This window comes from Bifidobacterium simiarum (assembly GCF_002802905.1).
Classification (GTDB): Bacteria; Actinomycetota; Actinomycetes; order Actinomycetales; family Bifidobacteriaceae; genus Galliscardovia; species Galliscardovia simiarum.
In genome coordinates, this window is sequence record NZ_PEBK01000002.1 from 191091 (window position 1) to 217014 (window position 25924).

Below are 25924 nucleotides of genomic sequence, written 5' to 3' on the forward strand. Positions count from 1 at the left end.
GCGGCAAACCAGAAGGAGAGGACGTGAATCAGCAGGACCAGAAAGGTCAGAGGGACCAGGAAAAGCACCACGTCGAACAGCGGACCACACCTACGAGCATCGCGCTGCCCATGAAAACCATGATCCGTTTTCTCGTCGGATTCCTCCTCTGCGGCGTCATGTGGATGACGGCCTTCAACTGTGCCAGCATGGTGCTGCTGCCCCAGCGTCTCAAGGACGACGGCTTCGCCGACCCGAACGGCATGATCGCGCAGCTCAATGCCGCGGGCGCGGTGGTGGCCCTGTGCGCGAACATCGTATTCGGTTCATTCTCCGACCGCTCCCGTTCACGTTTCGGACGCCGCACGCCGTTCATGGTGCTCGGCGCGATGGCCGCCGGCACATGCCTGCTGCTGGTGTCGCTCGCACACAACACCGTCACCATCATCGCCGCATGGTGTGGCCTGCAGCTGTTTCTCAACGCCCTGCTTGCCCCGTTCCTGGCCACCCTGTCGGACAGGATCCCCGGCCACCTGCGCGTGAGGATGTCCGTGGCCTACGGTCTGGGCACCACCATGGGCAACGCGCTGGGCACCATGACGGGCGCCTTGTTCCATGAGCAGAAATTCATCGGCTTCGTTATCGCCGCAAGCCTGCTCGCCCTGTCCGGACTGGTCGTCGTTACCATCTGGCCCAAGGAGCCTTCCGCCGCGAACCTGCCGGCGCCGGACTCCGGCGGCGTGAAGGCCGTGCTGCGGAGCTTCAAGCCACCGACCCGTGGAGCCGCGGACTTCTACAAGGCCCTGGTCGGACGGTTCTGCCTGATGCTGGCCTACAACATGGTGTACGCCTACCAGCTGTACATCATCGAAAGCTATCTGGGGCAGAACGCCGGTCAGGCCGCTGCCACCATCGCCACACTGTCGGCCTGCACGATGGGCGCCAGTCTGACCGGCATGATCGCGACGGGCGTCATCGCCGAACGCTGGGGCCGAAGGAAGCCGCTGCTCATCCTGGCGGCACTGCTACTCGCCGCAGGATTCCTGACGCCGCGACTGATCCACTCCGTGTACGGCTTCTACGTGTACGGTCTGCTGGCCGGTCTGGGGTACGGCACCTACAACGCCGCCAATCAGGCGTTGAGCATCGACGTGCTGCCGGATAAGAAGGAGGCCGGCAAGGGCCTGGGCATCCTCAACCTGGCCAATACCTCCGGCATGATTCTGGCGGCGGTGTTCACCTCCGGCATCTACGCGATCGCGGGAACCTACCGTCCGGTGTTCATCATCGCGGCACTGATCGCCCTGACCAGCATTCCCTGCATCACCTCGATCCGCTCCGCCCGGTGATGGCCGCACAACCGTCGGTACAATGTTGCCGTGGAGATCAGCCCGGAAACCCGTGAATTCATTCGCCTGCACCGTACCGATGACGTGCGCGACCTCGCGCTGCACGCCGGAAACACCGACGGCATCGATCTGCCGTTCGCGCTCGATCAGATCGACGGATGGCAGCGAGCGCGGATCAAGCTGCCCGAATGGGCCGACTGCAACGACATCATCTACCCGCCGCATCTGTCGATGGAACAGTGCTCGTCCCAGACCACCGCACGATACAAGGCCGATCTGGCGGCCCGGCTGATCGACGCCTCCACCGATACCGTGGCCGACGCCACCGCTCTCGTCGATCTGACCGGCGGATTCGGCGTGGATTTCTCGTATATGGCAAGGTCGTTCGACCGGGCCGTCTATGTGGAGCGGCAGGCGCATCTGTGCGATCTGGCCAAGCACAATACGACCGCGCTGGGATTGCATCACACCGAAATCGTCAACGCCGATTCGGCCGAGTACCTGCACACTCAACTCTCCCCGACCGCTCCGGTCACGATGATCTTCATCGATCCCGCTCGCCGCGATGCGCATGGCGGACGCACGGTGGCGATCGCCGACTGCACGCCCGACGTGATCGCTCTGGAACCGCTGCTGCTCGCCCGTGCCCGGTACGTGATGATCAAGCTCTCCCCGATGCTCGACTGGCGCAAGGCCGTCCACGATCTCGGCGGGGCCGGCGTCGTGCGCGAAGTGCATATCGTCTCGACCGGCAACGAATGCAAGGAACTGCTCATCGTGCTGAGTGGGCACCGACAGACTGACACCATCCGAATGCATTGCGTCAACGACGGGGAGATCATCGACTACGTCATCGACGCAAGCGGCGAGATCGTCGAATCCAGCGAAATCACCGCCCCCGCCGAAATCACATCCCCGGCCGAAATCGCCGCATCCCAGACCGTCTGGCGGTACCTTTACGAGCCGAACGCCTCGATCATGAAGGCCGGCTGCTTCGCCCTGATCGAACGGCGATACGGCATACGGCAGATCAGCCAGAACAGTCATCTGTTCGTCTCGACCGGCCCGGACCCGATCCCAGACTTTCCCGGCCGCACGTTCGCCGTCGACGCCGTGACCGGCATGGGCAAGCGCGAACTCCGTGCGGCGCTGAACGGCATCACCCACGCCAACATCGCCGTGCGCAACTTCCCGATGACCGTGGCCGCGCTGCGCAAGAAACTCAAGCTCAAGGACGGCGGCGAGACGTATCTGTTCGCCACGACCGACGCCGAACGCCGGCACATCCTGCTGGTCACGCGAAAAACCGAGCAGAAAGTCGCCCGCCGGATCGTCTAGCCCCACCTCACCGGGACAACGCGGAAGATCCGGTGAATCGTTCGCCTCGTCATGGTAAAACGGCAATCATCAGCCCGATCAGACGAATCGTGACGCACATACGATAGTCGACGGTAGCCGACGGCAACCGCCAACGGACACCGCCAGCGTCGACACCAACGCCAACGACGATACGGGCATACGGCATAACCGGCAGAAGGAGCATGGAATGATCAACGAGGATTACAAGGCGATGCTTGGTGGCAAGTCCGTCATCCGCGAGCTGAGCGAGTACGCGACCGCCCGCGGCAAGGAGATCGGCTACGAGAACGTGTTCGACTACAGCCTCGGCAATCCGAGTGTGCCCGCGCCCGCCGCGTTCACCGACGCGATGGTCGACCTGTACGAGCACGGCGATCCGGTGGCCATCCACGGCTACTCCCCCTCGCTGGGCATTCCCGAGGTGAAGGACGCCATCGCCGAAAACCTCAACCAGCGGTTCGGCATGGCCTACACCGGCAACCACATCTTCCCCACCACGGGAGCGGCCGGCGCCCTCGCCCACGCCATGCGCGCGGTGACCAAGCCGGGTGACGAGATCATCACGTTCGCGCCGTACTTCCCCGAATACCAGCCGTACGTCAAGGGCACGGGCGCCCATCTGACCATCGTCCCGGCCGACACCGCGAACTTCCAGATCAACTTCGAGGCGTTCGAGGCCGCGCTGAACCCGGGCGTCATGGCCGTGCTGATCAACACGCCGAACAACCCGTCCGGTGCCGTCTACTCCGCCGAAACGCTGGAGAGGCTGGCCGGCATCCTGCGTGCCAAGCAGGTCGAATACGGTCACGATATCTTCCTGATCAGCGACGAACCGTACCGGGAGATCGTATTCGACGGCGGCGAGCAGGCCTACCCGGCGAAGTTCTACGACAACACGCTCACCTGCTACTCGTGGTCGAAGTCACTGAGCCTGCCCGGCGAGCGCATCGGCTACGTGGCGGTGAACCCCGCGGCCACCGACGCCGACCTGCTCGTGCCGATGATGGGCCAGATCTCGCGCGGCACCGGCCACAACTGCCCGCCGAGCTCGATCCAGCTGGGCGTCTCCAAGGTGCTCGACAAGACCGCCGACCTGAGCGTCTACGAGACGAACATGAACCTGCTGTACGACGCGCTCACCGGCATTGGCTTCGACGTGGTGCGTCCCGGCGGCACGTTCTACATCTTCCCGAAGGCCCTCGAGGACGACGCGACCGCGTTCTGCCTCAAGGCCAAGGAGCATGACCTGATCCTCGTGCCGTCCGACAGCTTCGGCGTGCCCGGATACTTCCGCATGGCGTACTGCATCGACACCGAGAAGGTGAAGCGTTCGATTCCGGCGCTGGAGAAGTTCGCCCACGAGGAGTACGGGCTGTAATCGCGTCCAGCAATCGTTTCGCGGCCGGCAGACGTTGCGCATCCAGCAGGCGTTCAGGAATCTTCCACGGAGCCTGTCGCAAAGTCGCAGGCAATGTTGCCGTCGACTTCAGGACCTCTTTCGCTGAGCATCGTTGAATAAGCATCAGCAGCAAGTTCAACGACCAAGCGAAAGAGGTTCATCATGCAGCCGCAGAGCATTCCGCCTCGGTACGGCAGGACAACCCCGGCAGACACCACGACTTTCACCGCAACGGCACGCAATAATCCGGCCCCCAACGGCGCAACATCCAACGACACAACATCCAACGGCACAACCCCCAACACCCGCACCCCCAACACCCGCACACCCAACACCCGCACGGTCGTCGCCACCCGAAAGCTGATCGCCATCGCCGCCGCAATCTCGCTGGCGGGCGGTCTCGCGGCGGGCGCGGGCACCACTTTCGCCATTCGGCATTTCGCCGCGGCATCGTCCTCCGCACCGGGAGCGCCCGGCAACGGCCAGAGCGGTCCGGGAGGCCAGAACGGACAGGGTGGCGCGAACACGATGAGCTACGACTACGCCGGTTCGTACTCGGCCGCGCTCACCGCCGACGGCACCGACAAGACCTCGAAGAACGCGACCACCGCCGCCACGAAAGCCGATCAGAACGCGGCCCTCGTGCAGAACGGCGGTTCGCTCACCCTCACCGACGCCACGCTGAAGAAGTCCGGCGACGGCAGCAGCGACGACAACGACAATTTCTACGGCACCAATTCGGTGCTGCTCGCAGTGGGCGAGGACTCCAAGGCCACAATCTCCGGCTCGAAGCTGACGGCCACCGGATCGGGCTCGAACGGCATCTTCGCCACCGATTCGGCCACCGTGCTCGCCAATAACACCACGATCAGCACCACGTCGGCGAACTCCCGCGGCCTCGACGCCACATACGGCGGCACGATCCTCGCCGGATCGATCACCGCCACCACGAAGGGCGACCACAGCGCCACGCTCGCCACCGATCGCGGCGGCGGCAGCGTCTCGCTCGTCAAGGGCACGCTGAACACGGCCGGCTCCGGATCGCCACTGCTCTACTCCACCGGCGACGTGCAGGTGAACGACGTCACCGGCACCGCCACCGGCAGCCAGATCGCCGGCATGGAGGGACTGAACACCATCCTGATCAGCAACTCCACGCTGACCAGCACCAACACCGGCAAGACGGGCAGCGATCCGGTGGCCAACGGCGTGATCATCTACCAGTCCACTTCGGGCGACGCTGAGGCCAGCACCGGCGAGCACGCCACGTTCCAGGCCAAGGATTCCACGCTGAAATCGGCGATCGAATCCGGGTCGATGTTCTACTTCACCAACACCACCGCGGACGTGGTCCTGAGCAACACCACGCTGGACTTCGACACCGACGCGGCCAACCTGATCCAAGCCGAAGGCAACGACTCCAACAACTGGGGTCAGGCCGGCTCGAACGGCGCGACGGTGAACTTCACCGGACGCAACCAGCAGTTGCGCGGCAAGGTCACGGCCGACACGATCTCCACGGTGAACCTCTACCTGCTGGAAGGCACCACATGGACGGGGTCGGCGTCGATCAGCAAGAACACGTCGGCCAGTGACGGCAGCGACTCGGTCAGCGATGCACCGATCACCGTGAACGTGGACGGCAAGTCCACCTGGGTGGTGACGGCGGACACCACGATCAGCGCGCTGAACGTGGCCAGCGGCGGCAAGGTGGTCGACTCCTCCGGCCGCACGGTGACGATCAAGTCCGACGGTAAGACCGTGGTGAGCGGCGACAGTGATCTGACCGTGACGGTCGACAGCTACTCCACCACCGTGAAAACGACCAACGACACCAAGCTGGCCAGCGACACCATCGACCGGTCCGACTTCGACAGCGCATTCGGCACCAGCACGGAGTGGACGATGTAACGACTAACAGCAGGCACGGCCAACAACGACTATCAACGACCAACATCAAGGAGCAATCATGACCAACGGCAATCCCACCACCAACGACAACACCACTCCCATCCGTACGGCCGGCAACAACGGTTACGCACAGAACCCCGGATATCAGCAGACCGGCGAATATCAGAATCCCGATCCCGCCCAGAACGCCGGATACGCACAGACCCCGTACCAGTACCCGTCTCAGACGAACGCCGAGAACCCGGCCGGCGGCACCGATCAGCTGCTGCACCCCCAGCAGAGCCAGCAACCGCGTAACCAGCAGCCTCAGGGTCAGCAGCCGGAAAACGCCAAGAAGAAGTCCGGCAAACCGAAGTTCGGCGGACTCAGGGGCAAGACGATGGCCGCCGTGGTCGGCATCTCGCTGGTATGCGGTCTGTTCGGCGGCGTCGGCGGCGCCTTCGCAGTCACCGCGGTGACCGGCGGACATGGAGGCGGTCAGCAGCAGATGATGCAGGGGCCTGGCGGCAAGAGCGGCGGCTCGTCCAACGGCAACGGCATGGGGCAGCCGCCGAGCGGCGGTCAGGGTGGCCCTGGTTCGAATGGCAGCTCGAATGGCAGCTCTAATGGTTCCGGCAGCGATTCCGGCTCGTCCAGCGACGGTGACTCCAGCTCGTCCGGCAACAACTCCGGCTCCAGCAGCAGTTTCCTGACCGGATCGGATGACACCACCATCCAGTCCTGACCGCCGTTTACACGACACGACATACCTCACATGGGCCGGGTTGAATCGTTACAAAACATGAAAAACCCGGCCCACGTGAGGGTCACATCCCCCGCGAGCCGATCCACGCCACCGCACAGTAGCGCCCAACGCCCCGTGCCCGCGCTACTTACGAACCGTCGCGAGATCCTCCACGGTGCCGCCCCACGCCTTACTCAGCTTCTGCGCCGGCTGCTTCTTGCCGACGACCACCCACGTCGTGCCGGTGAGCGTGGCCCAATCGGAGCCGGCCGCCTCTCCGGAATGGGTCTCCAGCAGCTCCAGCGCCTTGCTCTGCAACGGCGCGCGATACACCGACACCGCCGACTTGTTCTCGAACGTGGCATATGCCGTTCGCGTGTTCACGCACAGTTCGATCGACTTCACGCCCGGGTAGCTGCTCGCGTCGGCCGGCTTCCATCCTCCCGGGCAGGCGCCGTATGCCGACTCCACGCCCTTGCGCATGGCGGCGGCGTTGGTCACCGGCGCTTCGTCGCGCACCGGCTTGGTCACCAGTCCATCGGAGAACATGGTGTTCACGGCCAGTCCGCACCCCGAGAACAGCAACGACAGCACCACGGCGAACACGCCCCACACCGTGGATCGGGTGCGACCGCCGGACGCCTTGGCCCGCAACCGCGCCCCGACGATCAGCACGATCGTCACCACGATCAGCACACCCGAAGCGATCAGCAGCGAATCCAGTGGCAGGTCCTTGATCACCGGAATCGTCTCCGGCGCGATCCCCTTGGCCGCCACCGCCACGGCGACCGCCACCGAGATCAGTCCGAACAGCGCACACAGCTTGCCCCATGCACCGGACGCGGATCCCCGCCGTTCCCCACGTCCGCCGCTTTTGCCGCGTTTGCCCAGAGACGACTTGCGATACTCCCCCACGCGATACGTACTGGTATGTGCCATATCCATCTCCCTCGCAGCGTTGACGGCATCATCGCCCGCACCACTCACTACCAGCCGACGACGATGCCCGCATCGGATTCCAGTGTAGGACGCCCGCCACGCCCGCGCCATCACCCTTCAGGATGACCGACCGTGAAATTCCGCACGCCCCGCAGCAGTCCCCGCAGCACACCCCACAGCAGTCCCCGCACCGACTCCGCCGGTCACACACCTACTTCGGCACATCCACGCACCGGCTCCCACGCACCCCGTAACACTACGGTTCCTGTAGCGCTACGGTAATCGTAGTGCTACTATGGGCGTTGCGCCGAGACCGGGCTGCCTGACGATATCGTCCCAGCACCACGACGATGGACCACGAAGATGGACCACACCAGTGGACCACACCAGTGGCACCAACGCCACGACGATCCCAGACGACATCGCCACGCTCCCGTCCGGCCTTCCGCACCGACGCCGACGCCTCCAGCCGGCGATCGGCAACCAGCACCGAGGGGAATGCCATGAGAAACGTTCTGCGCGTGGTCAAGCGCGATCTGCTGCGCCTGCTTCGCGTACCCGCCGCGTGGGTGATCTGCGCCGGCCTGATCGTCATCCCCTCGCTCTATGCATGGTTCAACATCGTGGGCTTCTGGGATCCGTACGGCAACACCTCGAAGATCCAGGTGGCCGTGACGAACGAGGACGCCGGCACCAGCAACGAGACGCTCGGCGATCTCAACCTCGGCAACCAGATCGAGGCCAGCATCAGGAAGAACCACGATCTCGGCTGGCATTTCGTCACCAAGGACGAGGCACTCGACGAGGTGAAGGCCGGCAAAAGCTACGCCGCCTTCATCATCCCGAAGGATTTCAGCTCGGATCTGGCCACGCTGCTCACCGGCGACTTCCAGCAACCGAAGATCACCTACTACGTGAACGAGAAGGCCAACGCGATCGCCCCGAAGATCACCGACGTGGGTTCCAGCACGCTCGACCGGCAGATCAACAGCACCTTCGTCTCCACGGTGAGCAAGGTGGCCGCCGGCGTGCTTAACGACAAGATCGACGACGTCGAAGGCAAGATCACCGACAACAAGAACACGGCCTCCGCCGAACTCAACGGCACGATCGGCAAGATCAGGAACGCCCGCCAGTCGATCGGCGAGCTCAACGACACCGTCTCCGCGGCCAAGCGGAAGACCGCCGACGCGAAGACCTCCCTCGATCAGGTGCGCGCACAGACCGATCTGCTCGCGGCGAGCCTGAAGACCACGTCCGGTCTGCTGAACTCCACGCAGACCACCGTAACCAAGTTTTCGACGTCGATGTCCGGCACGCTCGACACCGGCACCGGCCTGCTCTCCCAGGCCACCGCCAAGGCCAACACCTCGGTCGGCAAGGCCTCCGGCGCCATCGCGAGCGCTCAGGGCAAGGTGGGCGCGGCGATCAGCACCGGCGAGGCGGTCACCTCGCGCAACGCCGAGATCATCGCCGAACTGGAACGGACGGTCAAGGCCCTGCCCGCGGACACCGAAGCCGGTCATGCGATCAAGCATCAGCTGCAATCCATACTGGACGGCGACCAGTCCACCGGGCAGATCGGCCTCAAGGCCCGTAACCAGACCGCCCAGCAGACGCTGAAGAACCTCAATACGCTGAACACCGACACCGGCAAAACGGCCGACGCGGTGGCGAACGCGACCACTGCGATCACCTCCGCCACGCAGAGCACGATCGACACGGCGAACGGCTACCGCAATACGCTCGGCACCACCACCCTGCCGCAGATCAACTCGGGACTGGCCGGTCTGAGCTCCACGGCGAGCACGCTGAGCGGCACGATCAGCGACCAGCGGCATCTGATCGATCAGACCGCCGTCATGCTCGACCAGCTCGACTCCACGCTGTCCACCACCGCCAAGGCACTGAAATCCACCGACGGCACGCTGGCGAACATGCAGAAGGACCTCGAAACCGCCCGCACCGACATCGCCGCGCTCACCAGTGCCGACGTGATCGGCGATCTGCTCGGCACCGACGGCAAACTCGACGCCGACAAGATCTCGGATTTCATGCTCTCCCCCACCACCCTGCGGACGGAGACGCTGTACCCGGTGAACTCGTACGGTTCGGGCATGGCCCCGCTGTTCACCGATCTGTCGCTGTGGGTGGGCGCGTTCGTGCTCATGGTGATCGTGCGGCTGGAGACCGACGACGAGGGCATCGACAATCTCACCGTCACCCAGCGGTACATGAGCCGTTGGCTGCTGCTCGCCATGCTGGCCGTCGCGCAGGCGGTGGTGTGCTGCGTAGGCGATTTCATCATCGGCGTGCAGGCGGCAAACCCCTGGGCCTTCGTGGGCACGGCGGTGATCACCTCGCTCACCTATCTGAGCATCACCTACGCATTGTCGGTGACGTTCCAGCATGTGGGCAAGGGCCTGTGCGTGGTGCTGGTGATCGTGCAGATCCCGGGCGCTTCGGGCGTCTACCCGATCGAGATGATGCCGGGCTTCTTCCGCCATCTCTACCCGTTCTTCCCGTTCACCTATTCGATCGATGCGCTGCGCGAGACGATCGGCGGTTTCTACGACGGCCACTGGTTCCAGTATGTGGGCAAGCTGATGCTGTTCGTGGTGGCGAGCTTCGCGCTCGGTCTGATCGCCCGGCCGTATCTGACAAACCTCAACCGTCTGTTCGCCAAGGAGATCGCCGAAAGCGACATCATCGTGGGCGAGCAGGCAGAGATCCCGTACCGCGAATACCGCTTCTCGCAGGCGATCCGCATGCTCGCCAACCGTGACGAATACCGTGCGCACATCCGCCGCCGAGCCATCCGGTTCGCCCAGCGGTACCCCCGTCTGCGGCTCGGCGCGCTGATCGCCGGATTCGCGGTGCCGGCCATTCTGGCGATCGTGTTCTCGGTCAGCCCGGTCTTCCGCGACGCGAGCCGCAAGGTGATCATCCTCGGCGCATGGACCCTGTGGATTCTGATCATCATCGGCTTCCTGATCGCCATCGAATACATCCGCGACAACATCGAACGCCAAATGCTGCTCAGCTCCATGAAGGACGACGAGGTGCGGTCGATGTTCTCGTTCTCGGTGCGCGACAAGCTGCTCAAGGTGCGCATCCCCTCGCTGGGCACGCTCGGGGTCCGCAAACCGGGTCGGCCGGGCAAGCCGGAAGGCAGGCATTCGGCATGAGCGATATGACCGACGGCAAGAACGGCGAGAATGACGGCAGGAATGGAATCGATGCCATGACCACGACGCAACACGATCAGACCGGCAAGGACCGGACCGGACAGAGTCAGACCAAGCAGGGCCAGACCAAGCACGATCAGGCCAAACATGATCAACCACGGCATAACCACAGCCATCCGATCTGGCGGCTGTTCCTCGGCGACATGCGCCGCATCAACGGCAACGTGGTCTCGATCATCATCGTGATCGGCCTGATCGCCATCCCCTCGCTGTTCACCTGGTTCAACGTGGCGGCCAGCTGGAATCCGCTGAACAACACCAAGAACCTCACGTTCGCGGTGGCCAGCGTGGACGAGGGCTACAAAAGCGATCTCGTGCCGCTGAAGGTCAACGTGGGCGATCAGGTGGTCTCCGCGCTGCGCGCCAACGGCCAGCTGGCGTGGACGTTCACCAGCCGCGATGACGCCATCGACGGAACGAAATCCGGCAAATACTATGCGGCCGTGGTGATCCCGAAGTCGTTCAGCAAGGACATGATGACGTTCTTCGACGACGACGTGACCCACGCGAAGCTCACCTACTACACGAACGAGAAGAAGAACGCGCTGGCCCCGCACGTCACCGGCGAGGGCGCGGACGAGGTGGCCGCGGAGATCAACCAGATCTTCGCCAAGACCCTCTCCGACGTGGCGCTGAACATCGCCTCCTCGATGTCGGAGTATCTTGACGACGCCGACACGAAGAGCCGCATCGCCAGCCTCAACGGGCACATCGAGGATCTTTCCGGCCAGCTGGCCGACGCGGCGGACACGCTCGGCACCTACTCGGAGCTGGTGGATTCGGCGGATTCGCTGCTGTCCGGCTCCTCGAAGCTGCTCGCACAGGCGTCGGGCGCGGCCAAGGAGGTGGGCGACGACGCTTCGGGCGCGAAACAGTCGGTCGGCACGATCACCGACGCGATGAAGGCCTCCTCGAAGTCGCTCGCCGCCGCGTTGACGTCCAGCGCGAACAGCTACCGGGCCGTGGGCGACGAGATCGACACGGTGTACGACGCAGTGGGCACGCAGAGCGCGGACAGCGCGAAGGCGCTGCGCGATCAGGCCAGTGCGGTGAACCAGCAGGTGCAGGCGTATACGACGATCCGGAAGAACCTCGCCACGCTTGCCGGGCAGATCGCCGGACTGAGCGGAGACACGGCGACCAGCCTCGGCAGCACCGTGGCCTCGGACAGTGCGGCGGCGCTGAACACCGCGGTTTCTGGATTGGATTCGACGATCACGCTGCAGACCAAGCTGCGCGATCAGCTCAACACGGCGGCCGCGAAGATCGAGTCCGGCAACGCCACGGCGCAGCAGGACCGGGCGAAGATCAGCCAGCTCGCCGAGCAGGCGAAGAACAGCGTGAACGGGCTGAGCTCCGATTTCACCAACGACGTCAAGCCGAAGATCGACGAGCTTTCCGCCAACGTGAGCACGTTGGCCACGTCGCTTGACGCCAACAGCGGCAAGCTGGACGAGGTGACGAACGACCTGACCGACGGCGCCGCTTCGGCGAGCGGCAAGATGGCGAGTGTGAAGCGGACGCTGAACGATACGGCCACCAAGCTCAACGATTCGGCGAACCGGATCAAGGCCACCAGCAGGAACATCGCGTCGGCGCTGAACAGCGGGGATGCGAACGCGCTGAAGAAGGCACTGGGATCCGACCCGGAGGCACTGTCGACGTCGCTGGCCTCGCCGGTCGGCATCACACGCAAGGCGCTGTTCCCGGTCGCCGATTTCGGCTCGTCGCTCGCGCCCTTCTACACGTTCCTGCCGCTGTGGGTCGGCTCGCTGCTCATGGCGGTGACGCTGAAGACGTCCGTCTCGCATCGCATCCGCAAGGAGCTCGGAGACCCCCGTCCGCATCAGATGTATCTGGGCCGCTTCGGGGTGTTCGCGGTGCTCTCGCTCGCGCAGACCACCTGCGTGTGCCTCGGCAACCTGCTGTTCCTGCATGTGCAGGCGGTGCATCCGTGGCTGTACATGCTGTCGGGCTGGCTCGGCGGACTCGTGTTCAACTTCATGATCTACACGCTGGTCGTCTCGTTCGGCAACGTGGGCAAGGCCATCGGCGTGCTGTTCCTCGTCGTGCAGATCTCCGGTTCGGGCGGCGCCTATCCGCTGGCCGTCATGCCGAAGTTCTTCTCGGACATCAGCCCGTTCCTGCCCGTCACGCACGCCATCAACGCAATGCGCGCGGCCACGGCCGGCATCTATCACAACGACTATTGGAAGGAGATCGGCATGCTGCTGCTGTTCGTCCTGCCGACGCTGCTGCTCGGTCTGGTGCTACGCAAACCGCTGGTGCGGTTCAACACCTGGTATGTGGCCAAGGTGGAAAGCACGAAGCTGATTAGCTAAGGGATTTGACTGAATGAGTGGTTCGACCACCCCCAGTCTCGCGTCCGCTCGACAGCCCCCGACGTTATTGTGCGACGTGCGCGGAGCGCACTGCTACGAACAGTTCACCGAACTGTTCGTCCAGCGGGGGCAACAGGTTTCCCGCCCCCGCTGGCGGGGGCTGTCGGCGAAAGCCGACTGGGGGTGGTCAAACTTGCTTCCCTCAGCGGAAGACCCACAACAGAACATTCAGACCATTCAGAGAAAAGAGCTGCCATGAATTCCGCACGGGCAGAACGCACGCGCAAGGAGACCGATCGCAAGATCATGCAGGCCACGCTGCAGATCGCCGTGTCCAAGGGGCTCGGCCGCGTTTCGATCGAAGAGGTGGCCCGCCGCAGCGGCGTGGCCAAGACCACGATCTACCGCCGGTATCAGAACGCCGACGATCTGCTGAACAAGATCACGTCGCTGGAGATCTCCTCGTCGCCGGAGCTGGCCGAACTGGAGCCCACGCAGGGCAATCTGGAACTGCTGCTGCATCGCATGGCCGACCGGTTCGCCACCAGCATCGGAGTGAAGGCCGTCGGCATCGTACTCAGTTCGGAGGAGGATTTCTTCCGCAACATCGTGCAGCAGGTGATCGATCCGGAGGAGCGGACGCTGGGCGATTTCTTCCGTCGCGGCATCGACGCCGGCGTCTTCCGCGACGGATTGAATACGAAGATGCTGTTCGGCACGGTACTCGGTTCGATGATCGCCTGCGAGGCGCTGCGCGGAGCGGTCAGCGACGACTGGCCCCACGAGATGACCGCCCTGATCTGGCCCGCCATCGCACGCGCGTAGGTCTTCTCGGCTTCCCCCTGGAGCCAAGTTCGACCACCCCCAGTCTCGCTACGCTCGACAGCCCCCGACGTTATTGTGCGACGTGCGCGGAGCGCACTGCTACGAACAGTTCACCGAACTGTTCGTCCAGCGGGGGCACAAGATTCCTCGCCCCCGCTGGCGGGGGCTGTCGGCGGGAGCCGACTGGGGGTGGTCAAGCCAGAGAACACCATCACCTCATCCGACCGGCATCCGCCGGCCACCTTCCCCTCAAGGGGAAGGCAAAAAATGCTTCGGGCCTTCGCTCGCCTGTCGGCTCGCATTTCGCCTACAAACGGCTCTGCCGTTTGCTTGACGGCGAAATCCTACGCCGGATGATTCCGTAGGTCGCGTTCGATCCATGCCATGACCAGCGCGGCGAGCCGGTCGATCTCCTCGTCGGTCAGCGCCCGCCCTTTGGGGATGTGATGCCACTTCTCGATGCACCCGCGGCAGCAGGTGGCTGTCGCATGCTGGGCGGTGAACACCGGATGCCCGTGCCATGGCGTCTGCTTGCCGTCCTTGTACGGTTCGGCCGGTCCGACCCGCTTGGCGAGCATTTCGTGCGCATGCCGGTCGATGGTTTCCTTGCCCTTGGCCCGCGCGTACGCCCGATCCTTGTCGCTGAGCACGAACTTCGCCCGGAACCGACTCGTCGTCAACCGGGACAACGTCCGCCCGATCCACGCGGTACGCCGGTCACCGTCTGTGCTCTGCGTATTTGTTACGTCTGCCACGTCCATCACCCGCAGCAATCGTAATCAGTCGTATCGTGATTTACTAAATCACGATTTACTAAATCGTAATCTACTAAATCGTGATTTAGTAAATTGCAGGAATCCTAACATGTTAACGGCGAATTCTAACATGTTAGGATTCTGCAAGGTTAGTGAAAGGATAGGGAGGACAGGTACGAAAAGCTGAAGCAGTAGTGCCTAGGAAGTATTGACATCCGACAATCGTATGCGCGACCGTATGCTCTTGGGTATGCTTGATAGTGTGCGTATCATCATCCATCCACATGCCCGGACGCACGGGTTGTCGGACGAGCAGATCAGATCGGCCTACGAAACCGGTTCCGGAGGCGCAGTCATCCGCTATCGCGACCGAGACACCGAACCGCCCCGCTGGGCCACGATCGGCTTCGACGCCGAAGGCCGGGGCATCGAGCTTGTGTTCGTTCGGTTGGATGACTACACACCGTTGATCATCCACGCGAACTACCTGACGAAAGGATTCCGCGACGAAGTAAGGAGGAGCCGATGACCGGACGCACTTATATTGCCGAGAACGGCACCGAAATCACCGATGAACTGGTGGACAAGTGGGCGGAGGAGGCCGAGAACGGTTTCCCCGACGCCGAGGTCACGCCATTCGAGGGACGCGCATGGGAAACCGACACCGAACCGCTCAAACCGCGTACGATTCGTCTGAGCGACACCATGTGGCATCTGATCGAGGCGGATGCCAAACGTCATCACATGACTGTAAGCGCGTGGGCGCGTGCCGCCATGACTGACCGTCTCTCACGCCACATCGACGCATAAGCCATACCATTGCATAACCCACCATCGACAAGGCGCCCAGCAAGCCACAATGCCCCCAGATATCTACTCGATGTCATAGAACCTACCGAACATTGCAATCTGACCGGAGCACACTCCGGCCAGATTGCATTCCACCCCGTAGAGCTCACTCGCTTTGACCGGAGATGTGACGGTAGAGCTCCGGATCAAGCGGACGGGCCAGCCGCAGCGTCGCCAACGTCACCTTCACCTCCTGCTCACCGGAAGCGTTTGGCTTGCGAGTGAGCTCGGCACGCTTCAACGCAGCAACCCGACCGACGTAGTAATACTTCTTGTCGTCCGCCTCCTCCCGGCGCATGACGAACAAGGGGATGAAATGTGTGTCATCCCAATCCGGGCCGATCCCCTCGCGCATCCACCGGAATTCCGGCGACTGCGGAGTGCGACCGTTCTTGCTGTACCACGACATTTCCTGCGCGTTGATGAACCGATCCTCGTACTGGCTGTTCGCATACTTGACGAAGATCGGCATGGTCCCGGTCTCCTGATGACGGAAATAGCCACCGACGTTCTGCCCGTTAAGCTCCTTATGCCAGCCGCACAACCGCATCACATCGGCGAGCGCATACTTCTGCTCATACAGGAATCCGCGATCCAACGGACGGCGAAGTTCCCGGGACCGTTTGAACAGATCACGGCAATTACGCAGACCGGTCCGCAGGGTATCCGCAAAGAAAATACGGAAAGTCCGGTTTTCGGCCAGCATGTCAGCGAACTCGTCAGTCAGTCGGCAGACGCCATCGGCATCGCATTCGATCAGCGGGGTGCCACCGAACCGAGAACGGCTGGAACCGTCCCGGCTGTCATCAAAATACGAGTAATCAAGTACGTGGATGGCGGATTCCATCTGCTCGTCCGTCACGTAGGCTTCCGGGAATCGGCTGCGGATACGGTCGGTGAGATCGGCGACGGTCAGATCGAATGCCGAAGATGACTTACTCCAGACCGGCCGGTCAGTGCCATCGGAATCATCGGTCTTCCGGATATCGTCCAGCCGCTCTTCCGGGAATCGGCACAGCTCATCAAGAATCACCAGCTCGTGCGGTCGAAGACCGGGCAGCAGCGCGGCCGTGGCCATCTTCAGAATGCCGGTTTCCACCTTGGAGACCGGTTCCAGCAGATCAATGAACCGTTCATCGTCGCTGTCACCGTTCCGACCGCGACCAATACTCTTTTCTCGCGAGAGCACAAATTCCAGATAATCGCTTTTCTTGGTGGCAAGCGTCAACGGCAGCGAAGGATCGTAATCGTAGACGTCGGTAAGCATGGGAATACGGCCGTACTCATATCGGATCTGCCGGTACTGCTCGGCCAGCTTCTTCATCTCGGACCAATCGGCCGTGTCCAGCGACTTCAGCACGCGTTCCTTGGCGATCGGATCGAAACTGATGGACGACAGGCCGATCGACGTGCGCTGCAGATTCTTGCGCGCGATGTCACGGTCACCGGTGTTGCCGTACAGGGCGACGGGGATGAGATAGTTGTTCGCATAGTTGCCGATGAAGTCGATGACGACGACCCGGTCCTTATGCGGGAACTTGCGCAGACCGCGGCCGAGCTGCTGGGTGAAGATGATGCTGGACTGCGTATTGCGCAGCATGACGATCTGGTTCAGCGAGGGGATGTCCACGCCTTCGTTGAACAGATCGACGGTGAACAGGTAATCGAGGTCGCCGTTCTCCAGCTGCTTGATCAGTGGTTCGCGATCCTCCTGTTTCGGGTAGCGGTTACTGGTTACGGCAGCCGTGCGATAGTTGCGCTCCATCTGCTGGTTGTACTGCTGGTTGAACAGATCGGACAGCGCCTCGGCCTCTTCCTGACGACTGCAGAACACCAGTCCGGTGATCTGCTGGTGGTACTGACCGTACTGCTGTAGCTTGTCGATGATGTACCGCACGCGCTCCGGCGTGGCCAGCTGACTGATCTCGTAGTTCAACTTATCGGAATCATTTGCACTCATACCGTCCTGGACGCTGATGGTCTCACCATCAGAGCCAAGGTATTCAGCCACTCCGTGATATTCGAATGGGCAGAGCATGTCCTCGTCCAAGGCCTTCTGCAGTCGGATCTCATAGGCGATGTTGTAGCCGAACAGTTTGAAGATGTTGATGCCGTCGGTACGTTCCGGCGTGGCCGTCATGCCGAGGATAAATCCGGCGTCCTTGAAATGCTCGATCACCCGTTGATAGCTGGCGGCACCGGCGTGGTGGACCTCATCGACCAGCACATAGTCGAACTCGTCGGATGCGAAGCGCTCCAACACCTCCGGACGGCTCAGCGTCTGGACGGTGGCGAACACGTACTTGCGGTCGTAGTCCTTGCTGGTGCCGGTGAACAGGCCCAATTCCTCCTTCGGGCAGCCGAGCACCTTCTGGAACGATTCCATCGCCTTGACGAGGATCTGATGCTGCTGAGCGATGTACAGCATTCGCTTGGGCCGATATTGCCGGACGTCAAAGGCGGAAAGATAGGTTTTGCCGGTACCGGTGGCGGAGACGATAATCGCACGGTGCTCACCCTCATCACGGAGCCTCTGCAAGTTTTCAAGGGCTTCGCGCTGCATGGCATTCGGCTCGATCTTCCGGTTTTCCACTTCCCGGATGATCTCCCGACGTGGAGGAGCGTACTTCTTGAAATCCTCCTCGTACTGTTTGATCCACTCATCGGTGAGCGGGAAGGACTCCTCAATCTGGGTATCAAGCTCCTCACGAACCTGCCGGACCAGTTCGCCTTCCGGCAGGGACGAGACCTTGAGATTCCATTCGCGCTGTCTTGTGGTCAGCGCGGTCTCCGTGAGGTTGGAACTGCCGATGTACAAATTGACGTAGGAGCTGTCGTCACTGGTTTTCCGAACGAAGACATAACCCTTGGGATGGAAATTCGGAGCCTTGGCTTTTTCCGCACCGGATGAAGATTCTCCATCACCGTTCCAGATACGAACATCAATTCCCGTCTTTTTCTGTATAAGGGACAGGTCCCAGAACGTCTTCGGATCGTTGAAGTAATTCTTCGTGGAAGTGATGATTCGCCCTGAACCTTCGTCAGTACGTTTCTCTGCCCAATCGGAGAACGCTTGCCGCAATGAGCCAATGGCAAATGAGTTCACGAACGCCACCGATATATCGAACGAGTCGCTGGATTCGAGCTCTCCCCTAAGCTCATCAAGCATGGTGGCGCCGGGACGGTTGGCGATCAGTTTCGGCGTATAGGCGCCCGGCGCATCGTCATTCTCCTGAATCAGGCCGGAGCGGATATCGGCTTCCACCAGCGCCTGCGTAGCTACTTCAACGGAAGATCGGCTGCCTTCCCGGTCTTCCGGGGCTTCCCGAGCAGGCTCGGTTCCTACCGTCTCACCGAATTCGTCCTGATCGACGATCTGTTCCGATCCCAGCGCGCTCGACATCGCAACCCCCTTACCGTGATTACGGCCAGGGTATCCGACGCACCAAACAACGAAAGTCAGAACCGCATAGCGGAAATAAGCTTGACGGCTTTGTGGTCGGCGGGGGCCCAGTCTAGGGTGGGCATGTCGGCGGGGGTGAGCCAGCGGAATTCCTGATGCTCGGTGCGGCGGGGCTCGCCGGCGAGCAGGTGGCAGACGAACACGGTGAGGGTCACCGTGCCGAAGTCGTAGTCATAGGAGTCGGTGCACACTTCGTCGCCGATCTCGACCTCGCACAGCAGCTCCTCCTCGATCTCGCGGTGCAGGGCCTCGCGCGGGGTCTCATGCGGTTCGATCTTGCCGCCGGGGAACTCCCATTTGCCGCTCAGCTGCTTGCCGCCGCCGCGCTGCGCGCACATCACCTTGCCGTCGCGCACGATCGCCGCGCCCACCACGCGGATCTGCTTGTGGCTGCGCTCATCCTGCTCGCTCTTACCTTCGATCTTGCTGTCGCTCATCGTTACCCTCCTCAGGCCTTCCTGCGCTCTCCTGCACGATCAACGCTCATCCAACGCTCATCAGAGCGCTCAAAATACCCAGGATATCCGTGCCGACGAACGAATAATCGCGCACAATACCGAGTTGTGAGGCTTCTGTCTGGGAGCCCGTCATCGAGCGCCGCGAGGATCCGCGGAAAATCAACGTTTTCGTATGCCCGTTACAACGGAAATATGCCGTTTACCGCAAACAAAGCCTCACAACTCGAGTTTTCGGCCCAGAACCGGACCGGAATCGGCCCAGAATCGACCGAAAACCGCCTCGGACGCCCAACCGACTACTCCGAGGCCTGCTCGCGGGCCAGCTCCAGAGCCTTGTTGAAGGCGTCGGAGGTCCAGCTCGCGCCGGCCACCTTGCCCACCTTCATGCCCTTGAGCGGCTTGCCTTCCACCACGCCGGGAATGGCCTTGATGAAGTCCTGCTGATGGGTCTTCGAGATCGACGTGAACGGGTGACCCACCACCTGCACGTCGGCCACCTTGCCGTCGGCGATCTTCAGCGTCACATCGATGCTGTCCTCGCCAACCGGGCCGTACTGGCCCTTGATCGCGTAGGTGCCGTCCTTGTACTTGCCGGTGTCCTTGCCCGTCGAAGCCGAGGAGCTGGCGGAAGCCGAAGAACCAGCCGACGAACCGGACGAAGCCGAGCTGGAGTCCGACGGAGCCGCCGAGGATTCTCCGGAATTGCCGGCGTATTCGTCGTCCATCGGCACGGCCTTGGATTTCGGGTCGCCGCAGCCGGCCAGCAGCGAGCCCGCCACGACGAGCCCGGCGAAGGCAACGGCGGCGGTCTTCACGGAAGTCTTATGGGTCAATGTGGTCTCCTTCCGGGAAAGAAGTGTAGTCGATTGTGGGGTGAGGCTGGTGGCTTCGTTTGACCACCCCCACCCGGCTCACGCCGGGAGCCCCCGCCAGCGGGGGCCCAGAGTAGGTCCTCACCTGGGGGCTTTGCCGGGAGCTCCCGACGTATTGTGCGACGCATGGCCTTTGGCGGCCATGCTGCTATGGACAGTCCACTGGACTGTCCATCCAGCGGGGGCCCAGAGTAGGTTCTCCGGCGTTAGCAACGCAGCCTACTCGCTGAGGGGCTGGGCGCCGGTTTTGGCGGCCTTGGTCGGGTCTTCGAAGCCGATCGGGGTGTCGCCGGACTGCGCGCCCTCCGCGGTGGAGCCAGTGGACGCGGGCTTACCGCCGGCCGCCTCATACGCGGCGCGGGCCGCATCGTCGTTCCACTTCTCGCCCACGAGCACGCCGTGGTTGAGCATGATCTCGCGTTCGGCGCAGCTGGCCACGAGCGCGTCATGCGTCACCACGATGATCGTGGTGCCCTGCTGGTGCAGCTCACGGAACAGGTCGAGCACGATCTTCTCGTTCTTCTCGTCGAGGTTGCCGGTCGGCTCGTCGGCGAGGATCAGCTTCGGCTCGTTGATCAGCGCGCGGGCGATGCACACGCGCTGCTGCTCGCCGCCGGAGAGCTGCCCGGGCAGGTGGTGGGCGCGGTCGGCGAGACCCACCTTGTCCAGCGCCTCCATGGCCTGCTTTTCATCGACCACCGAATGGTAGTACTGCGCCACCATCACGTTTTCCACGGCGGTCAGATGCGGGACGAGGTAGAACTTCTGGAACACCAGGCCGATGAGGTTCTTGCGCACGTCGGCGAGCTGGGTGGCGTTGAGGTCCTCCAGCTTGCGGCCTTCCAGCGCGACGGAACCCTTGGACGGGGTGTCCATGCAGCCGATCATGTTCATCAGCGTGGTTTTGCCGGAGCCGGACGAGCCGACGATGGCCAGCCATTCACCTTCCGGCACGGTGAGCGACAGATCGTCGACGGCGTGCAGCGATCCGTAGATCTTCGAAATGTGATCGAGTTCGAGAAGCATGGGAGATTCCTTCTTCCGGTTGGTGGGTATTCGATGTAAGCGATGGGTAAGGACTGGCCTTCCCCTCGAGGGGAAGGTGTCGGCTCTGCCGACGGATGAGGTGAGGGACGAAGCATTCTCCGCTGTCCACCTCATCAGTCAGCCTCCGGCTGCCAGCTTCCCCTCAAGGGGGAAGCCAATGAGGAGCGCAGGTGTTCAGCCACCCCCAGTCTGCCTCCGGCAGCCAGCCCCCCCGCCAGCGGGGGCATGAAGTTATATTGGTCGGCCACCTCATCAGTCAGCCTTTGGCTGCCAGCTTCCCCTCAAGGGGAAGCCAATGAAGGGCGGGGACATGAAGTTAGCTATTCCTCGCGCAGCACGACGGCGGGGTCGATGTGGTTGGCTCGGTGGACCGGCGGAATGGAGGCGAGCACGGCGATCAGCGCGGCGAGGATCACCGAGCCGATGGCCAGCGGCCAGTTGACCGGCAGCATACGGGAGAACACGACGGTGGTGAGGGCCCGGGCCAGCGCGTAGCCGATGGCCGTGCCGATCAGACCGCCGATCAGACCGTAGAACGCGGATTCCACGTAGAACTCCATGCTGATGCTGCGACCGGAGGCGCCGAGCGCCTTGCGCAGGCCAATCTCGTAGCTGCGCTGGGAGACGATCGACGAGATCGTGGTCGAGACGCCGACCAGCGTGAGCACAAGCACCACCAGCGAGACGATCCAGAATAGGGTCTGCAGCATGGTGATGATGCGGGTGTCGGAGGAGGTGATCTTGGTGACCTGCTGGGCCTTGACATGCATTGACGTCATGTCGTTGATGGAGGTGACCGTCTTGGTCAGATCATCGCCGGACGCAGAAGCCGAGTATTCGATGACGTCGGCGCCGCGAGTGGTGCCGGTCAGCTTCTGCACGTCACCCAGCGTGGCGTAGATGATCGAATCCTCGTTGCCGCCGGTGTCGACGATGCCCGCGACGCGGAAATCGGTGCCCTTGGTGTCCATGATGTCGCTGGAGACGCGGCCGTTCTCGGTCGGCGAGGACGGGGCCGCAATACCGGACTGATCAGACTGATCAGAACCGGACTGATCGCTGGTCGTACCGGAACCGTCAGTAGAACTGCCGGACGCACTGGCCGAGCTGTCCGCGCTGGACGAGCTGTCCGCACTGCTCCCGGTGTTGTCCGACGACCGATAGCCGATCGTAATGGTCGAACCGATGTCGGCGCCGGTCGAATCGGCCACGTCGCGACCGATGAGCACGGAGCCGCTCGACGGCCAGCTGCCGTCGACGCTCCAATGATGGTTGAGGTCTCGCACCTGCGCGGCGTCGACCCCGGCCATCACGTACGGCGCCGCGTTGACGCGCACGTTCTCGTAGCGGTACGTCGCGTATCGCGCGTCGCCGTGGGCGCGCACCATTTCGGTGGTGTGCTCCACCATCGCCTCGTCGATGCCGGTCTTGCGGCCGTCGGTTTCGATCGGTGTGACGATCAGGTTCGCGCCGTACGAACGCATTTCGTCATTCATCTGCTGCGGCACGGCGATGCAGATCGCCGCCAGACAGAACAGCGTGGCGGCACCCACCATGGACGCCACCACCGCCATCACGGCCCGGGAGCGGCGGCGGAACACCGCACCCCAAAGCATCGTGAAGAACATTCGGGTATTGGAAGTCATCGGTTTACCGGCCATGCAGCACCTCCGCGGGACGCAAGCTCAGAATGGAACGGATCGAGGACGCGGACGCCACCAGCACGGTGATCGCCAGCAGCACGAACACGAGCACGAACACCATCGGACGCATGGTGATGCCCGACGAGAACACCACATGCCCCACGATCTGCGCAACACCCGAACCGAGCAGCGCACCGACGATCGCACCGACCAGCGAGATCGCGGCCGTTTCGGCGAGCATCAGGCGCGACACCGAACCATCGGTGGCGCCGATCGCCTTGAGCAGCGCGAGCTCGTTGGAGCGCTCCGAAATCGAGGCGGCCATCAGGTTGGCCACGGCCACGGCGGCGGCGATCAGGCTCAGTGCGGTCATCAGGATCATCACGGCCTGCGTCTTCTGCAGCACGTTGCCCTGCAGCGCGGCCACCTGACGCACCTGCTTGGCCACGGCGCCGGGGATCACCTCCTCGATCTGGTAGGCGATGGAGCTCGGATACGCGGTGCAGTACCACGTCTCCCACTCCTCCTGGCTCAGAGCGGCCGGGTTCTTCGCGGCCTTGCGCGCCAGATCGTTCTCCGGGGTGGTCAGCGCCTTGACCTCGATCTTGTTGACCTGATCGGGCAGGTTCGCCAGCACCTGGGCGACCGACGACGGCAGGTACAGCGAACCGTTGTCGTCATCGCCGGAGTCGAATGTGCCGACGATCTTGATCTGCTGGGACCGGCCGTCCTTGGTGAGGGTGATCGTGTCGCCGGGGTTCACGCCCAGCTTGGCCGCCAGATCCTTGCCGGCCATGCCTTCGGCGGCGTCGTCCTTCGGCCAGTTGCCGTTGACCTGCCACCACGAGCGCATGCCCTCGACGCCGGCCACGGTCGACTCGCCGGTCGGCAGGTGCAGCGTCTTGTTGAACCAGGTGCCCACCAGCGGCACGTCCGTATGACCGGACTGCGCCTGCACGGTCAGCTCGGGCGCGAAGTTGGTGATGTTGAAGGCCCAGAAGATCGTCTTGATCTTCACCGCGTCCGACTCCTTGAGGAACGCAGTCGGGTCCTGGCCGGCCGAAGCCCCGCCGCCGTCACTGTTCTCGGTCGAATACAGATCGGAGACCACCGCGTCGGCCTTGGGCTGCACGGTGATGTTCGAACCGTAGGTGGACAGTTCGGCGTTGAGCTTGTCGCCGACGTCGAATACGACGCCCAGCATCGCGACCGACACCGTGGCCGACAGGCACACGGTCAGCGCGATGAGCAACCGTCGACGCAGCTGGCGGCTGAACGAGCGATAGATCATTCGCAGAAAGAACATTTCGCTCCTTCCCTGTTACTTGAAATGAACGCTTACTTGAAATGAACACTGAGCGCGTCAAGATCGGCGGTCTGGATGGTGATCTTGCCGTTGGCGACCTTGTAGGGGAACGGCACGGGGTTGCATCCGCCCTTGAAGCCGATGGTCGCCAGATTGATGGCCACCTCGCACTTCTTGCAGATGATCTTGCCGTCCTTCTCGTAGTAGCCAGCGTCGCCGCAGTTGTCGCAGGCATCGAGGCCGATGCCGTAGGCGCCGCCGTTCTTCTTGATGATGATGAACCGCATCACGGTGCCGTCCTTGGCCTTGTATTCGAAGCGGTGCAGATGACCGTCCTCGACCTGGCTGAACGGGATCGTGGCGGTGGTCTTGGTCAGCGAATAGCTTTCCGGCGGCGAAAGGGTCGGGGCCTTGTTGATCTCGGCCACGCCGAGCGTAAGGGTGACGGTCACGCCGATCATCGCGACCAGACTCCACACGGAGGCGGCGATCGCGCGACGGCGGAAGGCCTTGTGCTTGCGGGCGATCGCCTCGTTGGCGCCGGTCATCGGCAGGCGGAATCCAGCCACGACGGAGGCGATGGCGGGCACGAGGAACACCCAGGCCTGCGCCTGGATCATCCACGGATTGTGGTTGAGCGACCATGCGAGGAACACGAACAGCGAATGCGGGAAGATCAGGACCTTGACCTGAATGATCTGGAGCAGGGCGGTGGCGTGCTGCCACAGCAGGATCACCAACACGGCGAGCACGGCGAACATGAACGCGGGACGAACCGCGGTGGAGCGCATGGTGCGGAAGATCGCGGCGATGATGATCGAGGCGCCGACGCCGAGCGCGAAGCCGAGGGCCCGCAGCAGCATCGCCGACGTGAAGATGGGGTCGCCCGGCTCCACCCAGATCGTCAGCTGGAGGATCACGTCGGGCAGGGCGTAGAAGACGGTGAGTGCGATGCACAGTGCGGCCACACCGTTGGCGATGTGCATCCAGATGGCGTGGTTCTTCCAGTTCGCGACGATGCGGGGTGAGGCGGCGATGAGCGCGATGGTGAGCACGTCGACGATCACGCAGGCGATGAGCAGCGGGAAGTTGACGAAGGTTCGCTGGTTGATGACGGCGGAGGCTCGCAGGCCGGCGAACACGATCGACGCCACCAGACCGATGGCGAAGCCCCAGCGGCGCCAGTGCGCGCTGATCGGCTTGTCTCGTCCTTCGCCGACGGTGAGCATGACGCTCAGACACATGATCAGCAATGCGGGGGCGAGCGTTCCCGGCATCACCGCAACGAATTGTTTCAGCATTCGCTTCGCTTCTTTCCTAGGTGGTCCTTAGGATTCGGTGTTTCTTAGGATTCCTTGAGTTCTGGTGGTTTCGCGCAAAAACACGAAAACCCTTCTGCCGGGTCCGGCCTGATTCCAAGCCGATCCCGACAGAAGGTTTGGTGTAAGTTCTCCGG

At 62.8% G+C, this 25924-nt stretch carries 19 protein-coding genes; 10 read left to right on the forward strand and 9 right to left on the reverse strand.

Going from position 1 to position 25924, the window contains the following annotated elements:
* Positions 1 to 23: 23 nt before the first annotated feature.
* From CSQ87_RS02915 to CSQ87_RS02935, 5 genes are all read left to right on the forward strand, one after another.
* A complete protein-coding gene (locus CSQ87_RS02915) occupies positions 24 to 1328 on the forward strand; it encodes an MFS transporter (RefSeq protein ID WP_165776714.1) in 1305 nt (434 codons plus the stop codon).
* A 30-nt stretch (positions 1329 to 1358) separates the two neighbouring features.
* Entirely contained in the window at positions 1359 to 2666 is a 1308-nt protein-coding gene (locus tag CSQ87_RS02920; RefSeq protein WP_100512369.1) for a THUMP-like domain-containing protein, read from the forward strand.
* A 208-nt stretch (positions 2667 to 2874) separates the two neighbouring features.
* Complete coding sequence (locus tag CSQ87_RS02925; protein WP_100512370.1) at positions 2875 to 4065, forward strand: pyridoxal phosphate-dependent aminotransferase; 1191 nt, start codon at positions 2875 to 2877, stop codon at positions 4063 to 4065.
* A 183-nt stretch (positions 4066 to 4248) separates the two neighbouring features.
* Positions 4249 to 5997: an adhesin gene (locus tag CSQ87_RS02930; protein ID WP_243388808.1), complete on the forward strand. Its 1749-nt coding sequence runs from the start codon at positions 4249 to 4251 to the stop codon at positions 5995 to 5997.
* A 58-nt stretch (positions 5998 to 6055) separates the two neighbouring features.
* Positions 6056 to 6721, forward strand: coding sequence for a hypothetical protein (locus CSQ87_RS02935; RefSeq protein WP_100512371.1), 666 nt, complete (start codon positions 6056 to 6058; stop codon positions 6719 to 6721).
* Between the two features lie 144 nt (positions 6722 to 6865).
* On the opposite strand, the gene CSQ87_RS02940 is transcribed toward CSQ87_RS02935, so the two are convergent.
* Positions 6866 to 7660 (reverse strand): hypothetical protein, encoded by a 795-nt coding sequence (locus CSQ87_RS02940; RefSeq protein ID WP_133122327.1) that lies wholly within the window; start codon positions 7658 to 7660, stop codon positions 6866 to 6868.
* Positions 7661 to 8163: 503 nt separating this feature from the next.
* Between CSQ87_RS02940 and CSQ87_RS02945 the strand changes: the two genes are divergently transcribed.
* From CSQ87_RS02945 to CSQ87_RS02955, 3 genes are all read left to right on the forward strand, one after another.
* Entirely contained in the window at positions 8164 to 10848 is a 2685-nt protein-coding gene (locus CSQ87_RS02945; protein ID WP_165776715.1) for a YhgE/Pip domain-containing protein, read from the forward strand.
* Positions 10845 to 13250 (forward strand): YhgE/Pip family protein, encoded by a 2406-nt coding sequence (locus CSQ87_RS02950; RefSeq protein WP_479856249.1) that lies wholly within the window; start codon positions 10845 to 10847, stop codon positions 13248 to 13250. The genes CSQ87_RS02945 and CSQ87_RS02950 overlap by 4 nt, the downstream gene beginning before the upstream one ends.
* A gap of 255 nt (positions 13251 to 13505) precedes the next feature.
* Positions 13506 to 14075 carry a TetR/AcrR family transcriptional regulator gene (locus CSQ87_RS02955; RefSeq protein WP_100512374.1) on the forward strand — a complete coding sequence of 190 codons (570 nt, stop codon included), beginning with the start codon at positions 13506 to 13508 and terminating at the stop codon, positions 14073 to 14075.
* 344 nt (positions 14076 to 14419) lie between these two features.
* On the opposite strand, the gene CSQ87_RS02960 is transcribed toward CSQ87_RS02955, so the two are convergent.
* Positions 14420 to 14836 (reverse strand): DUF4186 domain-containing protein, encoded by a 417-nt coding sequence (locus tag CSQ87_RS02960; protein WP_100512375.1) that lies wholly within the window; start codon positions 14834 to 14836, stop codon positions 14420 to 14422.
* A gap of 202 nt (positions 14837 to 15038) precedes the next feature.
* On the opposite strand from CSQ87_RS02960, the gene CSQ87_RS10995 reads away from it, so the two are divergent.
* On the forward strand, positions 15039 to 15359 hold the full coding sequence (locus CSQ87_RS10995; RefSeq protein WP_207761081.1) for a hypothetical protein: 321 nt from the start codon (positions 15039 to 15041) through the stop codon (positions 15357 to 15359).
* Positions 15356 to 15640, forward strand: a complete 285-nt coding sequence (locus CSQ87_RS02970; protein WP_100512376.1) for a hypothetical protein — start codon at positions 15356 to 15358, stop codon at positions 15638 to 15640. The genes CSQ87_RS10995 and CSQ87_RS02970 overlap by 4 nt, the downstream gene beginning before the upstream one ends.
* Before the next feature lie 145 nt (positions 15641 to 15785).
* Here CSQ87_RS02970 and CSQ87_RS02975 read toward each other — a convergent pair whose 3' ends face one another.
* The 7 genes from CSQ87_RS02975 to CSQ87_RS03005 all read right to left on the reverse strand — a co-directional run bounded on the left by CSQ87_RS02975 (position 15786) and on the right by CSQ87_RS03005 (position 25769).
* On the reverse strand, positions 15786 to 19082 hold the full coding sequence (locus tag CSQ87_RS02975) for a DUF3427 domain-containing protein (protein ID WP_100512377.1): 3297 nt from the start codon (positions 19080 to 19082) through the stop codon (positions 15786 to 15788).
* A 56-nt stretch (positions 19083 to 19138) separates the two neighbouring features.
* A complete protein-coding gene (locus CSQ87_RS02980) occupies positions 19139 to 19579 on the reverse strand; it encodes a (deoxy)nucleoside triphosphate pyrophosphohydrolase (protein WP_100512378.1) in 441 nt (146 codons plus the stop codon).
* A gap of 317 nt (positions 19580 to 19896) precedes the next feature.
* Positions 19897 to 20433 (reverse strand): FMN-binding protein, encoded by a 537-nt coding sequence (locus tag CSQ87_RS02985; protein ID WP_100512379.1) that lies wholly within the window; start codon positions 20431 to 20433, stop codon positions 19897 to 19899.
* A gap of 258 nt (positions 20434 to 20691) precedes the next feature.
* A complete protein-coding gene (locus CSQ87_RS02990) occupies positions 20692 to 21498 on the reverse strand; it encodes an ABC transporter ATP-binding protein (RefSeq protein ID WP_100512380.1) in 807 nt (268 codons plus the stop codon).
* A gap of 341 nt (positions 21499 to 21839) precedes the next feature.
* Positions 21840 to 23165 (reverse strand): ABC transporter permease, encoded by a 1326-nt coding sequence (locus tag CSQ87_RS02995; protein WP_243388809.1) that lies wholly within the window; start codon positions 23163 to 23165, stop codon positions 21840 to 21842.
* A 4-nt stretch (positions 23166 to 23169) separates the two neighbouring features.
* The gene (locus CSQ87_RS03000) at positions 23170 to 24468 is read right to left on the reverse strand and encodes an ABC transporter permease (RefSeq protein ID WP_100512381.1); all 1299 of its coding nucleotides are present in this window, start codon (positions 24466 to 24468) and stop codon (positions 23170 to 23172) included.
* 32 nt (positions 24469 to 24500) lie between these two features.
* Positions 24501 to 25769, reverse strand: coding sequence for a DUF2318 domain-containing protein (locus tag CSQ87_RS03005; RefSeq protein ID WP_100512382.1), 1269 nt, complete (start codon positions 25767 to 25769; stop codon positions 24501 to 24503).
* Positions 25770 to 25924: the final 155 nt, after the last annotated feature.

Coding starts and splice junctions, on each gene's coding strand:
- CSQ87_RS03005 (WP_100512382.1), bottom strand. CDS start 25,769: ATGCTGAAACAATTCGTTGCGGTGATGCCGGGAACGCTCGCCCCCGCA.
- CSQ87_RS02960 (WP_100512375.1), bottom strand. CDS start 14,836: ATGGACGTGGCAGACGTAACAAATACGCAGAGCACAGACGGTGACCGG.
- CSQ87_RS02925 (WP_100512370.1), top strand. CDS start 2,875: ATGATCAACGAGGATTACAAGGCGATGCTTGGTGGCAAGTCCGTCATC.
- CSQ87_RS02945 (WP_165776715.1), top strand. CDS start 8,164: ATGAGAAACGTTCTGCGCGTGGTCAAGCGCGATCTGCTGCGCCTGCTT.
- CSQ87_RS02935 (WP_100512371.1), top strand. CDS start 6,056: ATGACCAACGGCAATCCCACCACCAACGACAACACCACTCCCATCCGT.
- CSQ87_RS02950 (WP_479856249.1), top strand. CDS start 10,845: ATGAGCGATATGACCGACGGCAAGAACGGCGAGAATGACGGCAGGAAT.
- CSQ87_RS02975 (WP_100512377.1), bottom strand. CDS start 19,082: ATGTCGAGCGCGCTGGGATCGGAACAGATCGTCGATCAGGACGAATTC.
- CSQ87_RS02980 (WP_100512378.1), bottom strand. CDS start 19,579: ATGAGCGACAGCAAGATCGAAGGTAAGAGCGAGCAGGATGAGCGCAGC.
- CSQ87_RS02930 (WP_243388808.1), top strand. CDS start 4,249: ATGCAGCCGCAGAGCATTCCGCCTCGGTACGGCAGGACAACCCCGGCA.
- CSQ87_RS02940 (WP_133122327.1), bottom strand. CDS start 7,660: ATGGCACATACCAGTACGTATCGCGTGGGGGAGTATCGCAAGTCGTCT.
- CSQ87_RS02970 (WP_100512376.1), top strand. CDS start 15,356: ATGACCGGACGCACTTATATTGCCGAGAACGGCACCGAAATCACCGAT.
- CSQ87_RS02990 (WP_100512380.1), bottom strand. CDS start 21,498: ATGCTTCTCGAACTCGATCACATTTCGAAGATCTACGGATCGCTGCAC.
- CSQ87_RS02995 (WP_243388809.1), bottom strand. CDS start 23,165: ATGACTTCCAATACCCGAATGTTCTTCACGATGCTTTGGGGTGCGGTG.
- CSQ87_RS02955 (WP_100512374.1), top strand. CDS start 13,506: ATGAATTCCGCACGGGCAGAACGCACGCGCAAGGAGACCGATCGCAAG.
- CSQ87_RS03000 (WP_100512381.1), bottom strand. CDS start 24,468: ATGTTCTTTCTGCGAATGATCTATCGCTCGTTCAGCCGCCAGCTGCGT.